Origin of the sequence: Streptomyces sp. NPDC048420 (genome assembly GCF_040651535.1) — a bacterium.
GTDB lineage: Bacteria > Actinomycetota > Actinomycetes > Streptomycetales > Streptomycetaceae > Streptomyces.
This window is the reverse complement of sequence record NZ_JBEZKG010000046.1, coordinates 1-15,007: the sequence shown is the minus strand read 5'-3', so window position 1 is coordinate 15,007 and position 15,007 is coordinate 1. Positions and strand designations below refer to the sequence as shown.

Below are 15,007 nucleotides of genomic sequence, written 5' to 3'. Positions count from 1 at the left end.
GGGGGCGGAAGTCTTCCGGATGGTGTTGGAGGTGACCTCCTCCGATTGGTCCGACGACACACTCATAAAGCCTGAGGTCTACGCCGAAACCGGCATCCCCGTGTACCTGGCCCCGAGTCCGTAGGCGTCACCCTCGAACTCTCCGTCGACACCCTCCTCGACGGCGACGACTGACGACTAGCGGAGCCCGAACCGGCTCAGGTACTTCCCGAGCCCGTCCGCCCGGTCCCCGGCCCAGCCCACGTAACCGTCCGGACGCACCAGGAACAGTCCCTTCCCGTACGACTCCTGCTCCTCGCCCTCGATCACCCGCACCGAATCCGGCAGCTCCGGTGCCTCCACCCCCACCGCCACCAGCGTCCAGTGCGGTCCCCGGAACGCGTCGAAGAGGCGGGTGTCGCCGAGCTTGCCGTCGGGGGCGCGGTCGCCCGCGTGGAGGCCGTTCACCGTCGTGCGGGTCTCCTCCGTCAGGGACGACTCCCGGTATCCCAGTCCCAGTTGGCGGGTCGCCTCGCCGCGGCGGACCTCGCCCCGGTGCACGCCCGTCGAGATGCCGAGCATGGTCGCGGCGATCGGCCGGCGTTCCTCCTCGTAGGTGTCGAGGAGGGAGGCGGGAGCGCCGCCCCGCAGCACCGCCCCCAGCTTCCAGCCCAGGTTGTACGCGTCCTGGACGCTGGTGTTGAGGCCCTGACCGCCCGCCGGGGAGTGGACATGGGCCGCGTCGCCGGCGAGGAAGACCCGGCCGGCGCGGAAGCTGTCCGCCAGGGCCGCGCGGGGCCGGAAGTCGGAGGCCCAGCGGATCTCCGTCACCGACTCGGGGGCGAGGTGGGAGCGGGCCGCGACGACCTCGCGGATGGCGCCGGGGGACAGGTCGACCGACGTGCCCTCCGGGAACTGCGCCACCACCTGGAAGTCCTCGGTACCGGCCAGCGGGCAGATCGAGAGGTAGCCGGCGCCCTCGCCGCGGGGCGGGAAGATGTGCCAGTTGTCCCGGTCGAGGCCGGTGATACGGGCGTCCGCGACGAGCAGCGGGTTGGGGTCGACGGTCTCGCCGGTCATGCCGACACCGAGGGTCCGGCGGACGACCGAGCGGCCGCCGTCGGCGGCGACCACGTACCGGGCACGGACGTCCGGGCCCGCCGTGAAGCGCACGGTCACCCCGTCCGCGTCCTGCTCGAACCCCACGACCTCCCGGCCGAAGGAGACCCGCCCGCCGAGCTCCTCCAGCCGTGCGTACAGCACCTCCTGGGTGCGCCACTGCGGCACCATCCAGGGCGCGTTGTACGGCGAGTCCTCCGTCGCCTCGGCCGGGTCGAACATCCGGTGCTCGCCGACCCGCTCGCCGTCCTGCCAGACCATGCCGACCGGGTAGGTCCCGCCGACCGCGAGGATCGCGTCGAGCACACCCAAGTCGTCGAAGAGCTCCATCGTGCGCGGCTGGATGCCCTTGCCGCGCGAGCCCGGGAACAGTCGGCCGGCCTTCTCCACGACCAGCGCGTCCACGCCCCGCCGGGCGAGGTCGATGCCGAGGGCGAGTCCCGTGGGTCCCGCGCCGACGACCAGTACGTCCGTGTCCATGCCCTGTCTCCTTAACGTTGTTAAGTGCCGTTGGGGTCGAGCGTGCCCTTAACGCTGTTAAGCTGTCAAGCGTGAGTACGGAGAAACGCCCTCCCCTCGACCGCGCGAGGGTCGCCGACACCGCCCTGAAGCTGCTGAACGAGGTCGGTCTGGACGGCCTGACCCTGCGGGCCATCGCCAGAGAGCTCGACGTCAAGGCGCCCGCCCTGTACTGGCATTTCAAGGACAAACAGGCGCTGCTCGACGAGATGGCCACAGAGATGTTCCGGCGCATGGTCGCGGGGACCGAGCTCGACCCGTCCGACACCTGGCGCGAACGGCTCCTCAAGTCCAACCGCGGCCTGCGCACCGCCCTGCTCGGCTACCGCGACGGCGCCAAGGTCTACAGCGGCTCACGCTTCACCGGCCTGGTCCACGTCGAGCAGATGGAGGAGACCCTGCGCCTGTTCACGGCCGCCGGCTTCACCCTCCCGCAGGCGGTCCGGGCCACCTCGACGACGTACCTCTACACCCTCGGCTTCGTGACGGAGGAGCAGGGCGTGGAACCACTGCCCGGCGAGCGCCGAGAGGGCTTCGACATAGAAGAACGCGCCCGCCTGATGGCCGACTTCCCCTTGTCGGCCGCGGCGGGCGCGGAGATCTTCCAGGACTGGGACCAGCACTACGAGGAGGGGCTGGCCCTGGTGCTGGCGGGTATCGAGAAGCAGTACGGGTCTACCGGGCCCGGACCTTCCGCACCGCGCGCGTGACGACGGGCGGCAGCAGGTCCACGGCGATCCGCCGGGCCGGAGACCGACGCGGCTTCGGAGCGGGCGCCGACGCAGGCGTGACCACAGGCTCGACATAGTGCCGGGACCGGGGAAACTCCGGCGCCTGCATCTTCTGCGCCCGCGCCCGCACCAGCCGGTGCCCCGCCGCCTCCTGCACACTGAGCCCGACGTCCGTGCGCTCCCGGAGCATGGCCAGCAACTCCTCCTGGAGCGGCTCCGGGTCACCCCAGGTCCCGTACAGCTTCTGCGTGCTGAGACAGATCGGCCGGAGCCCGCGGTTCAGGACGGCCTCCCACACGGCGACGGACACCCCCGGGGTGTGCTCGGACCGGAAGTCGTCCAGGACGACGATCCCGTCGGGGAGCAGGATCTCCTTTGCCGCGCCGATGTCGCCGTACACGTGCTCGTACAGATGCGAGGCGTCGATGTGCACGAAGCGGCAGGTGTTCGGTGCCACCTCACCGGAGATGACCGAGGTCGGGCCCTCGATCACCCTCGGCAGGCTGTCGTGGAAGGAGAGGTAGTTCCGCTCGAAGGCCTGGCGGGTGAGCGAGGAGTACGACTTCGTGGTCTCGGCGCGGTTGGCGCCGTCCGGTGCCTCACCGCCGAACAGGTCGCAGACGGTGAAGCTCTCGCCGTTCCGCAGATACCGCGCGGTCAGGATCGCGCTCTTGCCCATGTACGCGCCCAGTTCCAGCAGGTCTCCCGGTTTCTCCTGGCGTTCCAGGAACCAGGAGAACAGGACCTGGTCGAGCGGCGGGAACCACCCGGGTACGTCACGGAGTTCACCGGGGTATGTGTACGTCTGCTGTGCGTCACCCATGAGACCAGTGTGCTCACCTGACGGCGGCCGAGCAGGCAGAGAAACGAACGTCAGGTGAACAGCTCCGCACGCCTTGTCTCATTGCCTCAGCGGGCCTTGTTCAGTGCCGCCCGCAGCCGTGGTGTCAGCGGTTTCTCCACGAGCCGGTGCAGCAGATAGGCCAGCGTCAGCATCAGGGCGATGGTCAGGGCGAAGGTCGCCGCCGACGGGAGGCCGAGGTCCTGGTGGAGGGCCTTGATCACCACCCAGCCCAGGTGCTCGTGGACCAGGTAGAAGGGGTACGTCAGCGCCCCGGCCACCGTCAGCCAGCGCCAGTTGGCCCAGTCCAGCCAGCCGACCGCGATCGCGGCGACGGCGACGAAGCCGAAGGCGACGACGAGGATGATGCCGAACGAGGTGCGGTGGGCGAAGGCGTTCGGGTCGGAGGCGTTCCACAGTTCGCGCACCATGTAGTGCTGGCCGACCAGGAAGCCGGCCACGGCGATGCCCCAGGCGTAGGCGTCCTTGCGGTCCCGGTGGACCAGGTAGAGGCCCATGCCGCCGATGAAGAACGGCGCGTACTCCGGCATCAGCACGATGTCCAGCAGGGGTTCGTTCGCTCCCTGCGCGACCGCCGCCGCCAGCAGCCAGCACACCGAGAACATGATCACCCGGCGCCTGGTCACCCCCGGCAGGACCACCAGCAGGGCGAACAGGGCGTAGAAGCGGACCTCCGCCCACAGCGTCCAGTCCACGCCCAGGACCCGGTCGACGCCCAGCGGCTGCTGGAGCAGCGTCAGGTTCACCAGGGCGTCGCTCGGCGAGACCGTCTTGTACGCGACCACCGGCAGCGCGAACACCGCGGTGACGAGAATGACAGCCACCCAGTACGCGGGCATCAGCCGGGACACCCGGGAGGCGAAGAAGGAACGCAGGGAACGGCCCCAGCCGCTCATGCAGATGACGAACCCGCTGATGACGAAGAAGACCTCGACGCCGAGACAGCCGTAGGCGAACGGTGTGTGCAGGGTGGGGAACTGCTCCTTGGGGGAACTGCCCCACGCCTGCGTCACGAAGCCGCCGCGGCCGCCGTAGTGGTAGAGCGCCACCATCAGGGCGGCCACCAGCCGCAGTCCGTCCAGGGCACGGAGCCGGCCGCCCCCCTGCTTCGTGGGCGGGGCGGCCGGAACCTGAAGCGGCGCGGCCTCGGCGGGCTGCGACCTGGGTGTGCTCACGACCGTCTCGGTCACGGTGGTACCTCTCGGGGGATAAACGCGTCCACCAAAAGCCTAGGCACCCCCCTGGGCACTCGTGTTCGAGGAGATGGCCCTTTGCTCAGTCCTCTCCAAGGGTTCACCTGGCTGTCGTACAGGATTCCCGCAGTTTTCCCGGGTCCCGAGGGCAACCGCCGTGGTCCTACTCGGACTTCAGCAGTCGCGCGGACCGGTTGCCGACCTGGATGCGGATCGCCTCCTTGCGGGCGAGCTGGCGGATGGAGCGCCCCCGGGTGCCGAGCAGTCCGGCCACCCGGGCCACCTCCGTCCAGACCCTGGCCCGCTCGCCGCCGGCGATCGCCGCCGCCGAGAGCAGTCGGGACGCCTCCCCGATCTGCCCGCGCCTGGCCCTGATCTCCGCCATGCCGAGAAGGATGTCGACGGGCTGCCTGCGGCGCAGTATCTCGGTGCCCACCCGCAGGGCGTCGTCGTGCTGGCCCTTGTCGAAGTGCCGGGTGAAGTCCTCCGCGAGGTACTTGCCGTGCCGGGACAGGACGGCCGAGAAGGCACCCGGGGTCTCCTCGTCCGCAGTGCCTTCGACGTCGTCGGCGACCGCGGTCCGCACGCCCTCGCCCGGCCCCGGCAGACCCAACGCCGTCGTCATCCGGGCGGTGAACGCGGGGATGTCGAACAGGTCCTCGACGTCCTGGTAGTCGGTCTCCGAGACCTCCTCGTCGAGCACCCGGCGCAGCGCGTCCAGCGCCGCCTCGGGCGTGTACTCGGCGAACGAGCGGTAGCCGGCCACGCCTTCCAGGACCTCCCGGGAGCCCACCCGGTGGTAGGTGACGGCCCGCAGCCGCTGCTGCACGGCCTCCACCACCGACAGCGGCATCGGGTCGTCGACGCTGGAGAGGAAGAAGACGTCCGAGGCGGCGAGCTCCTCGCGCACCCGGTCCCGGGAGAGCGCTCCCATCCACTCGACGCGGTCCGACAGCAGCGTCGACGGCCCGATCCGCCACGTCTTGTGGCCGATCCACGCGAACCGCCACGGCAGACCCTGCGTGTACGCCAGCTCCGCGACCCGTGAGAACAGGTCGAGGCCCTTGCGGTCCTGCATCGAGCCGACCATCACGATCCGCGGCCGCTCACCCGGCGTACGGCGGGCCCGGGCACGGTGGGTGTCGCGCGGGACCGTGTTGTAGACCACGACCGGGTCGCTCACCCCGAGCGCGCGGAACATGTCGGCCTGGGAGGTGGAGACGCACAGCACCTTGAGCTTCGGCAGCAGCTTGAGCATCTCCTGGTGGCGCAGGGTGTGCTGGCCGCCCTCGAAGTTCATGACGTACTCGGTCTCGTGGGCGTACAGCACCACGGACTTCCCGGCGTCCTGCAGCGCCTGCACCAGCTCGTTGGCAAGCGGCGAACGCCAGAACGGGGCCAGGCTGTTGACCAGGACGACCTCGGTCCCCTCCAGTTCCGCCATGACGTCCTCGGCACGGCTGTAGGCGCCGAGGTCGAAGTAGCGGATGTCGACTGGGCTCTGCGCGAGCAGGGCCTGGGTGTAGGTGAGGACGGGGATCGCCACGCCGGTGACGTAGGAGAAGCCGAGGCCGAGGACGGCGAGCGAGCGGGGCCTGACCACTCGTCGCTGAACGGCGTGCAGGGCCCGCTCGGCGCGTGAGAGACCGACCTGCGCGTCCTCGGCGGCCGTCCAGCGCGGGGCGGGGGACTCGGCGGGCACGGCGGCCTTCTCGACGATGGCGAGGACGCGGGCCGGGACGTCGTCGTGGAAGCTGATGAAGTGCTCGACCGGCTCACCGTGCACGTTGGCCGTGAACTTGCCCGAGCGCTGGAGGTCGGCGACGACGTCGACGAGTTCGCCGACCGTGCCGACGTTGCGCAGCAGCGGGTGGTTGATCGTCGGGAACACGATGTTGAGCGGGGGCGGGCTGAACAGGATCAGCGGGGTGCCCGCGCGCAGTGTCTGGAGGTACGTGGTGGAGAAGAACGTGACGGCGAGGTCGTAGCCGTCGAGCGCCTCGGCGCCCAGGAGCGCCTTCTCGTCCAGGACCGTCACGTCCGGCAGGGTGCGCAGCCAGTCGAGGTGCCCGTCGAGCGTGGAGGGGTGCGGCTTGATCTCCACCTCGCCGAACTCGCCGAGCGCGGCGCACAGTTCGGTCAGCTGGGTGCGGTGGTCGCCGCGGGAGAGCTTGTTCTGGTTGCTCAACGGCTGGTCGAGGACCACGATCCGCAGCCGCTCGCCGGGGTCCCTGGCGTGCCGGTGGGTGGTGGAGCGGGCGGCACGCAGCAGCGCCGGGTCGTCGCTGTGGCCCAGCGCGCCGGTGATGTGGACCGGCGGGTCGGCGTCCGCCGTACGGAACGTCAGGTGGTTGGCGGTGGCCGGACCCCACACGCAGACGGCGGCGGGGGAGGAGGAGCCGTAGTACCAGTTCTGGTCGTGCAGCCCCGCGTCGGTCTTCTTGAAGTGGAAGTCCAGGTGGCCGTCCTGGACCAGGATCAGCGGAACCGTGCGGCCGAGCGCGCCGGCGACCCGTCTTCCGCGCTGCGACTGGTCGTTGAAGAACACCAGCCGGTCGATGTGCTCCCGCTCGGCGAAAGCCCGTATTCGGTAGCCGAGTTCCTCCAGGAACTCATCCGCGCTGAACGCCTCGTCCACCGTGAACAGGTTGCGTACCGCGAGGTCGTCGAAGCGGGCCGCGGCCTCCCCCTCGATCCATGCGGCGACATCGCCGTCCCGGTCGGCCGTGACCAGGTGGAAGGAGTGGGAACCGGCTCCGGGCGCCTTCATGATCTCGGAGGCCAGTCCGACGCCGTTGCGGTTCTCGACGAATACAGCGATACGCATGTATGTACCTGCCCACACTTGGGGATAAGTCTTCAACTTCGTGAATGAAATACGACCTTTTGATGATCATGCCCAACCTGAAGAGAACGGTTGGTGAACAACGGCTCCGAACAAACGCGAACGGGGCATGACGGAAGTCCGTCATGCCCCGTTCGAACGGGATCAGCCGTCCCCTATCGCCGTACGGCCTTCTTCAGTGCCCGTGCCCGGCGCACCACTCGGCGTGCGGTCGCGTTGCGGGGCAGGAAGGCCAGCCGCTCCGGGATCCCGCCCGGCAGACCGAGCGCGGTCAGGCGCTTCTTCCTGAAGTAGCGCCGGGTGCGCGGGCCGAAGTGCTTCGAGAGATAGCGTTCCGCGGCCGGGCGCAGGGGCGGGTGGATCTGCGGTTGCAGGGTGAAACTCAGCGCGGTGATCAGGGGGTTGAGCAGGTCCGCGGGGACCGCCTCCTCGCCGTCCCGGCCCTCCAGGTCCGGCAGCACCGCGTCGGCCAGCACCACCGGGACCCGGTTGCTGTTCTGGTAGGGCGTCAGCCGCTCCAGGAGCAGCTCGGTGCCGATGCGGGCGGCCGGCAGGTCGTAGAGCGCGGAGGCCGTGAACAGCGCGGTGGAGAAGCAGCCGACGACCAGTGCGGGCCGGGCCTTCTCGAAAAGGACCTCGGCGAGCACCGGCGTGTCCAGGACGGTGAGGTCCACGCCGAGCTTCTCGGCCTCGGCCTCCAGGGCGCGGCTGAAGCGGGCCGGTGCGCTGGGATGCGGCTTGAAGACGACCGTGCGGTGACCCTTGGTGACCGCGCCCTTCAGCATCCGCACGTGCAGGTTCTCCTCCTCTTCGGGGGAGAGGATGTCCAGCGCGGAGAGGTACTGGCCGAGGAGCAGGGCGGCGTTGTCCGGCAGCTGCGGCAACTCCTCGACGGAGGCGGTGAGTTCGCCCATCGCCTTGAGGAAGGCGGACGTCGGCACGACGACCGGCGGTACGCCGAACTCGGTCAGCAGCATCGGCGTGAGGCCCGCGATCAGGTCCAGGTGGAGCAGCCGCCGAACCCGGGTGCCGACCAGCGGGTCGAGCTTGTTGCGGGTGGGGCCGTAGCTCATCAGGCCGTCGGCGTAGACGTCGATGGGGGCGCCGGTGAACAGCTGGGCCACGGTGAGGGCCGGGGTGACCTGGATGGACTCCAGGACCAGTTCGACCCGGTCGTCGCCGAGGCCCCACAGCAGGCGCAGATAGCGCTCGAAGAGGGGGATGTCGTCCGGGCGCGGGGTCCAGGAGCCCGGGTGGAAGGGGCGGATGGCCTCGTTCCAGGAGAGCACCTCGTCGAAGTGGTCGCGCAGCGGCTCGAAGCCCGGCATGGCGTCCAGGGGCAGCGAGGTCTCCGGTGTCGCGGTGTTGTTGAACACCAGCAGCACCCGGCGCTCGGGCTCCTCGAAGAGGTCGGAGTCGATCGCGGCGGCCAGCGTGACCGCGCCGTACAGCGTCGAGGCGCAGAAGATCTGGGTCGTACGGGAACCGGTCGGGGACATCACGCGGCCGCCTTAGCAGAGGTGACCCGCCGCCGCAGCCGCCGCAGCTTGGCGGAGCGGTGCAGGTCCATGGTGTCGAGCACGTCACCGAGCATGTCCTGCGGCATCCGCTTTATGGCCGCCGCGCTCATCGCCCGCAACTGCTTGGCCACGGACGGTTCCCACTTGGACTCGTCGGAGAGATGGTGGGCGATGATCGCGCAGTAGGTGCGCACCGCCTTGGGCAGCAGCTTGTCGGCGTCCCGGTCCGCGGCCGTCTCCTCGATCACCTGGTCGAAGGCCCGGATGAAGTCGAGCTGGCGGGCGTCGCCGATCTGGGTGAGGGAGGAGGCCACCCCGCGCCGGTAGAACACGCCCAGCAGGCTGACCACGGCGAACGACTCGGCCTCGCGGTGCAGCTTCCAGATCCACGGCCGGTCCTCGGCCGTCCGCAGCCCGTCGGTGAAGTGCAGCAGGCCCTTGTCGAGCAGCCGGCGGTGGTAGGCGCCGGCCCACGCGTACGCGTAGTCCACGGAGGTCGAGCGGTCGGCGGGCAGGATCGCGTCCCGCGGGTTCAGCACCTCGTTCCGCCGCCCGATCGGGACCCGGTGCACGGTGCGGGCGCGCGCGACCGTCTGCACATGGTCGGTGCGGACGAAGTCGCAGCCCAACTCCTCGATGGCGGTGACCAGTTCCGTGAGGTAGCCCGGCGCGAGCCAGTCGTCGCCGTCCAGGAACGTCAGGTACTCGCCGCGCGCCGCGTCCAGGCCGGTGTTGCGCGCGGTGGCGAGCCCTCCGTTCGTCTCGTGGTGGAGGACCCGCACCTGGGCGACGTCCGAGAGTTCCTCGGCCGCACGGTCCAGAATGGCCGGAGTTTCGTCCTTGGATTTGTCGTTCACCAGCACGAACTCGAAGTCCCGTCGGGCATTCATGCGAAGACTTCGGAGGGTGTCCGGGGCGTATTGCTGCACGTTGTAGAACGGCACGATGACGGAGAGCTTAGGCACCCGAGGAACGCTAGAAGGCGGTCCGGCAGCGGAACTTTCCGGCAAGGGGACTGTGGGTGAACTCGATGTGTCGGAACGGTGCATCCCGTCTACTTCCCGGTCTTCGGCGGGCCAGTTCGGCTCTCGGTGGGCTGTTGTTAACTTTTCGTTGATTCGCGGTTGGGCCGCACCTAGAAATTGCTTCCTAGCGTTTTCGTCGTGCCGCCAAGTACAACGAAGTCCCTCCGAATCGCCGTCCTCGCGGACTCCGACACCCGCTGGAAATGGGGTGCGCTGACCGCCGACCGCATCGCCCCGGGTCCGTCCATGGAAGCCGGACCCCGAGGCGGGGCGCAAGTCGGCCTCGCGCTGGACGGATACCTGCTGCGCGGCCGGGCCACGCCTACCGCACGCCAGCTCGAAGAGGTGGGCGTACGCGCCGACTCGATGCGGGAGGTCACCGCCGTCGAGTTCCTTCGCGCCATGGCCGAGACGTCGTACGACATCGTCGTGCTGGCCCTCGTCGGCGGCGGCGTCCAGGCGATGCTGCACGGCCTGGCGCGGGTCTGGGACGGACTTCAGGAGCGGCCCGTCGTCGTCACCGGCTATGTCGGCGTCGTCTACGAGAAGCTCGCCGACGGTCTGCTCCTGCGGCACGGGGCCGACCTGGTCCTCGCCAACTCCCGCCAGGACGCCGAGCGCTTCCGCGCGGTGTACGAGGGGGTCGGCGCCGACGCCTCCGCAGTGACCGAGGTGGCGCTGCCGTTCCTCGGCGGTGCGGCCTACGAAGGTGAACACGACCCCTACACCGTGGTGTTCGCCGTCCAGCCCTCCGTGCCGGACAACCGCAGGGACCGGGTGTACCTGCTGGAGCGGCTCGTCCAGCACGCCCGGCTGCACCCCGAGCGCGAGGTGCTGCTCAAGCTGCGCTCCAAGCCCGGTGAACACACCACCCACATCGAGGAGTTGCCGTACCAGAAGCTGATCCAGCGGCTTGATCCGCCGGCCAACTTCCGGCTGGTGTACGGCAACATGGGCGAGGTCCTCGACCGGACCGACCTGCTGGTCACCATCAGCTCCACGGCGGCCCTGGAGTCGCTGCACCGCCGTATCCCGACGGTCGTCCTGAGCGACCTGGGTGTGCGTGAGGTCCTCGGCAACCACCATTTCGTGGGCTCCGGCTGCCTCGCCTCCTGGGACCAACTGGACGCGGGACACCGGCCGGTGGCGGACGAGGAGTGGGTGTCGCGGCAGGGTGTCGCGGCGGACGGTTCGTACGCGCACGCCTTCGACGCGGCGCGGGAGCGGATCGCGAAGCTGCTCGCCTCGCCGGACCGCCCCCCGCTGGCCCCCTTCTACACACCGGTGACCGCCCCCGGCTACCTCCCTGGCATCCTCGCCCGCCACCACCTCGCTACCGACGGCACCCCGCTCCCCGGGGCTCCGGCCCACGACAAGGAGCCGGGCCCGGTCCGCCAGATCGTCCGCCGAGCAGCGCGGGGGGCGTATCGCCACGGCGTACAGCGGGTGGCCCCGGTGATCCGCCGGATGGGCGAGCTATGAACGCGGCTGAACTCCAACCCACCTAGGGGCGCGGGGAACTGCGCGACCAGCCCCCACAGACCCGCACCCGACAAACAACCCCCAGACTCTCCGCCCGCAGCCCAAGGAGCGCACCCCATGCCCCACCCGCAAGCCGGCCAACACGCCACCGTGCGCCGCGTGCTCGCGGTGATCCCCGCCCGCGGCGGCTCCAAGGGCGTGCCCGCGAAGAACCTCGCCCCCGTCGGCGGTGTGCCTCTGGTGGCGCGGGCCGTGCGTGAGTGCCTGGCCTCCCGCCTGGTGACCGACGTGGTCGTCTCCACCGACGACCAGGCCATCGCCGCCGCGGCCCGCTCGGCCGGCGCCGAGGTCGTACTGCGCCCCGCCGCCATCGCGGGGGACACCGCCACCTCCGAGGCCGCCGTCCTGCACGCCATGGACGCCCACGAGGCACTGCACGGGGCCACCGTCGACGTGGTGCTCCTGGTCCAGTGCACCAGCCCCTTCATCATCCGCGAGGACGTGGACGGAGTCGTCGGCGCCATCGTCGACAACAACGCGGACTCCGCGATGACCGTCGCCCCCTTCCACGGCTTCGTGTGGCGCGACGCCGACGACGAGGCCCGCGCGGGCACCGTCGAGGAGGCCGACGCGGCCGTCGGCGGCGGCTACGGCGTCAACCACGACAAGTCCTTCCGGCCGCGCCGCCAGGACCGCCCCCAGGACTTCCTGGAGACCGGCGCCGTCTACGGCATGGACGCCCCCGGCTTCCGCAAGCACCAGCACCGCTTCTTCGGCCGTACCGAACTGGTCCGCACCGACCCCGCGCGCGTGCTGGAGATCGACGACCACCACGAGCTGGCGCGGGCGCGGGCACTCGCGCCCCTGTTCGACGCGGACCGCCCCGGTTCGCTGCCCTCCTTCGAGGACGTGGACGCGGTCGTCCTGGACTTCGACGGCACCCAGACCGACGACCGGGTGCTGATCGACGCCGATGGAAAGGAGTTCGTCTCCGTGCACCGCGGAGACGGCCTCGGCATCGCCGCCCTGCGCAAGTCGGGCCTGAAGATGCTGATCCTCTCCACGGAGCAGAACCCGGTCGTCGCCGCCCGCGCACGGAAGCTGAAGATTCCCGTGCTGCACGGCATCGACCGGAAGGACCTCGCGCTGAAGCAGTGGTGCGAGGAGCAGGGCATCGCGCCCGAGCGCGTGCTCTACGTCGGCAACGACGTCAACGACCTCCCGTGCTTCGCCCTCGCGGGCTGGCCCGTGGCGGTCGCGAGCGCCCACGACGTGGTACGCGGCGCCGCCCGTGCGGTCACCACCCTCCCCGGTGGCGACGGCGCGATCCGAGAGATCGCCAGCTGGATCCTCGGCCCCTCTCTCGACTCCCTCGACAAGTAAGGAACGTCCGCATGTCTTCCAACACCCGCCTCCGCACCTTCGGCACCGAGCGCATCGCAGGACCCGGCCAGCCCGTCTACATCTGCGGCGAGATCGGCATCAACCACAACGGCGAGCTGGAGAACGCGTTCAAGCTCATCGACGTGGCCGCCGAGGCCGGCTGCGACGCCGTGAAGTTCCAGAAGCGCACCCCCGAGATCTGCACCCCGCGCGACCAGTGGGACATCGAGCGCGACACCCCCTGGGGCCGGATGACCTACATCGACTACCGCCACCGCGTGGAGTTCGGCGAGGACGAGTACCGCCAGATCGACGAGTACTGCAAGGAGAAGGGGATCGCCTGGTTCGCCTCCCCGTGGGACACCGAGGCCGTCGCCTTCCTGGAGAAGTTCGACGTCCCGGCCCACAAGGTGGCCTCCGCCTCCCTCACCGACGACGAGCTGCTCCGCGCCCTGCGCGCCACGGGCCGTACGATCATCCTGTCCTCCGGCATGTCGACGCCGAAGCAGATCCGCCACGCGGTCGAGGTCCTCGGCTCGGACAACATCCTTCTCTGCCACGCCACTTCGACCTACCCGGCCAAGGCCGAGGAGCTCAACCTGCGCGTGATCAACACGCTCCAGGAGGAGTACCCGAACGTCCCGATCGGCTACTCCGGCCACGAGACGGGCCTGCAGACCACCCTCGCGGCGGTCGCCCTGGGCGCCACCTTCGTCGAGCGCCACATCACCCTGGACCGCGCGATGTGGGGCTCCGACCAGGCCGCGTCGGTCGAGCCGCAGGGCCTGCAGCGCCTGGTCCGGGACATCCGCACGATCGAGGCCTCCCTCGGCGACGGCGTCAAGAAGGTCTACGACTCCGAGCTCGGCCCCATGAAGAAGCTGCGCCGCGTCTCGGGCGTCGTCGCCGAGGCGGAGATCGCCGCCGCCGCGGGCGAGCCGGTCTCGGTCTGATCCACCAAGTGCCGGGTCCTCGGCGGCTGTTCGTCTCTGCCGAGGGCCCGGTGTTGATCACGTGCGCCCCATGAGCGCCTTACGACGGGACGGTCGTACGTCGATGAGCCCCCGCGCCGGGAACACCGGCCCCCACACTCTCGCCTTCGTCGAGAGCCCGGTCCAGCTGCTGAACGTGCTGGAGTGGGCGCACGGCCACGCGCCCGGCGCGGAGCTCACCCTCGTCGTGCTGTCCCCGACCGACCCCATGACCCGCGGCCAGCTGCGCCGGATGGCGGAACTCGCCCGCGAGGAGGGCCACGAGGTCCGCTGGGAGGAGGCGAGGGGCGGCCCCGCGGCCCCCTTCCAGACCATCGGCGGCCTGGCCGGGATGCTCCGCAGGGCGGACCGCATCGTCCTGGGCGACCCGTTCTCGCGCTACGTACAGCTGCTGCTGACGATCACTCGCGCCCCTGACCTCGTCGTAGTGGACGACGGCACGGCCACCATGGAGTTCGTGGCCCAACTCGCCCGCGGCGAACGCCTCGTGCGCTGGCACCGCAAGGGCGGCCGCCCCAGCCCCCGCGACCTGGCCTTCGCGCCGATCTCGGCGGCGGCCCGCAAACGCCTGACGCCGGGCGAGGGCAGGGGAGTCGAGATTTTCTCCTCCATGCCGATGGCGCAGACCCCGGCGGGCGTCACGGTCTCCTCGAACACCTTCGCCTGGACCCGCGCCCGCTTCGGCCCACCGCGCATCACCAAGGGCGCGGACCTGGTCGGCACCTCGCTGGTGGAGACGGGGGTGGTCGACGCCGACCGCTACCTGGAAGCCGTCACGAACCTGGCCAAGACCCACGGCGCGACCCGCTACTTCGCCCACCGCCGCGAGTCCACGGAGAAGCTCCATCGGCTCGCCGTGGAGACGGGGTTGGAGATCGTCCGCCCGGATCTCCCACTGGAACTGATCGCCCGACGGGGCCCGATCGGCCGTACGATTCTCAGCTTCCCCTCAACGGTCGTCCACACGCTCCCTCTGGCCCTGGCCGGCACGGAGGTCCGCGTCTCGGTGTGCGACATCGACCCGGACTGGCTGACGGAGACGGCGTCGCCGCGGGCGCAGGGGTTCCTGTCGGGGGTCACGGGGTCGGCGCGGGATGTGCATCGGCTGTCGGCGGTGGCGGGCTGAGCCTCAGCTTCATCGTCTGGCCCGCCGTTCGCTTGTGCGACATTCGGCGAGTTCGATGGGGCTACGAAGGAGTGCTGGCAAGTGGCGAAGAAGTCGCGCGATTAATTCGGGAGGGAGGAGTGGTCTGGACTAACGGGCTAGAGGCAATACCGGTGATTTAGGTTGTCTTCCGGCGGGTCGGCCTGGTCTTGGTCGGCCCGACCAGGGTCACGCGGGGAGTGTCCGGCCGGG

11 protein-coding genes and 1 pseudogene are annotated in these 15,007 nt (G+C 70.1%); 6 read left to right on the top strand and 6 right to left on the bottom strand.

From position 1 onward, the window contains the following. Positions 1-10 precede the first annotated feature (10 nt). Positions 11-174: pseudogene (locus AB0D34_RS44530) on the top strand (Uma2 family endonuclease); the annotation flags it as partial. Between the two features lie 3 nt (positions 175-177). Here the strand turns inward: AB0D34_RS44530 and AB0D34_RS44525 are convergent. Then, a complete protein-coding gene (locus AB0D34_RS44525) occupies positions 178-1,578 on the bottom strand; it encodes an FAD-dependent oxidoreductase (protein WP_362673280.1) in 1,401 nt (466 codons plus the stop codon). Positions 1,579-1,649: 71 nt separating this feature from the next. Here AB0D34_RS44525 and AB0D34_RS44520 point away from each other — a divergent pair, with 71 nt between their 5' ends. Then, complete coding sequence (locus AB0D34_RS44520) at positions 1,650-2,327, top strand: TetR/AcrR family transcriptional regulator (protein WP_362673277.1); 678 nt, start codon at positions 1,650-1,652, stop codon at positions 2,325-2,327. On the opposite strand, the gene AB0D34_RS44515 is transcribed toward AB0D34_RS44520, so the two are convergent. From AB0D34_RS44515 to AB0D34_RS44495, 5 genes are all read right to left on the bottom strand, one after another. After that, positions 2,293-3,171, bottom strand: a complete 879-nt coding sequence (locus tag AB0D34_RS44515) for a class I SAM-dependent methyltransferase (protein ID WP_362673275.1) — start codon at positions 3,169-3,171, stop codon at positions 2,293-2,295. The two genes, AB0D34_RS44520 and AB0D34_RS44515, sit on opposite strands and share 35 nt — an antisense overlap. Positions 3,172-3,257: 86 nt before the next feature. Next, a complete protein-coding gene (locus AB0D34_RS44510; RefSeq protein ID WP_362673273.1) occupies positions 3,258-4,400 on the bottom strand; it encodes an acyltransferase in 1,143 nt (380 codons plus the stop codon). Positions 4,401-4,566: 166 nt separating this feature from the next. Then, positions 4,567-7,230, bottom strand: coding sequence for a glycosyltransferase family 4 protein (locus tag AB0D34_RS44505; RefSeq protein WP_362673271.1), 2,664 nt, complete (start codon positions 7,228-7,230; stop codon positions 4,567-4,569). Positions 7,231-7,403: 173 nt separating this feature from the next. Further along, positions 7,404-8,747 (bottom strand): alpha-2,8-polysialyltransferase family protein, encoded by a 1,344-nt coding sequence (locus tag AB0D34_RS44500; protein ID WP_362673269.1) that lies wholly within the window; start codon positions 8,745-8,747, stop codon positions 7,404-7,406. Further along, complete coding sequence (locus tag AB0D34_RS44495) at positions 8,747-9,733, bottom strand: glycosyltransferase family 2 protein (RefSeq protein ID WP_362673268.1); 987 nt, start codon at positions 9,731-9,733, stop codon at positions 8,747-8,749. Before AB0D34_RS44495 ends, AB0D34_RS44500 begins: the two co-directional genes overlap by 1 nt. Positions 9,734-9,931: 198 nt before the next feature. Between AB0D34_RS44495 and AB0D34_RS44490 the strand changes: the two genes are divergently transcribed. From AB0D34_RS44490 to AB0D34_RS44475, 4 genes are all read left to right on the top strand, one after another. Further along, positions 9,932-11,275 (top strand): DUF6716 putative glycosyltransferase, encoded by a 1,344-nt coding sequence (locus AB0D34_RS44490; protein ID WP_362673265.1) that lies wholly within the window; start codon positions 9,932-9,934, stop codon positions 11,273-11,275. 117 nt (positions 11,276-11,392) lie between these two features. Then, a complete protein-coding gene (locus AB0D34_RS44485; RefSeq protein WP_362673263.1) occupies positions 11,393-12,658 on the top strand; it encodes an N-acylneuraminate cytidylyltransferase in 1,266 nt (421 codons plus the stop codon). Between the two features lie 11 nt (positions 12,659-12,669). Then, on the top strand, positions 12,670-13,611 hold the full coding sequence (locus tag AB0D34_RS44480; RefSeq protein WP_362673261.1) for an N-acetylneuraminate synthase family protein: 942 nt from the start codon (positions 12,670-12,672) through the stop codon (positions 13,609-13,611). Positions 13,612-13,714: 103 nt separating this feature from the next. Beyond that, positions 13,715-14,776, top strand: a complete 1,062-nt coding sequence (locus AB0D34_RS44475) for a hypothetical protein (protein ID WP_362673344.1) — start codon at positions 13,715-13,717, stop codon at positions 14,774-14,776. Positions 14,777-15,007: the final 231 nt, after the last annotated feature.

Excerpts from the sequence above, each read along its gene's own strand:
- AB0D34_RS44525 (WP_362673280.1), bottom strand. The coding sequence starts at position 1,578 with ATGGACACGGACGTACTGGTCGTCGGCGCGGGACCCACGGGACTCGCC.
- AB0D34_RS44515 (WP_362673275.1), bottom strand. The coding sequence starts at position 3,171 with ATGGGTGACGCACAGCAGACGTACACATACCCCGGTGAACTCCGTGAC.
- AB0D34_RS44505 (WP_362673271.1), bottom strand. The coding sequence starts at position 7,230 with ATGCGTATCGCTGTATTCGTCGAGAACCGCAACGGCGTCGGACTGGCC.
- AB0D34_RS44500 (WP_362673269.1), bottom strand. The coding sequence starts at position 8,747 with ATGTCCCCGACCGGTTCCCGTACGACCCAGATCTTCTGCGCCTCGACG.
- AB0D34_RS44485 (WP_362673263.1), top strand. The coding sequence starts at position 11,393 with ATGCCCCACCCGCAAGCCGGCCAACACGCCACCGTGCGCCGCGTGCTC.
- AB0D34_RS44480 (WP_362673261.1), top strand. The coding sequence starts at position 12,670 with ATGTCTTCCAACACCCGCCTCCGCACCTTCGGCACCGAGCGCATCGCA.
- AB0D34_RS44475 (WP_362673344.1), top strand. The coding sequence starts at position 13,715 with ATGAGCCCCCGCGCCGGGAACACCGGCCCCCACACTCTCGCCTTCGTC.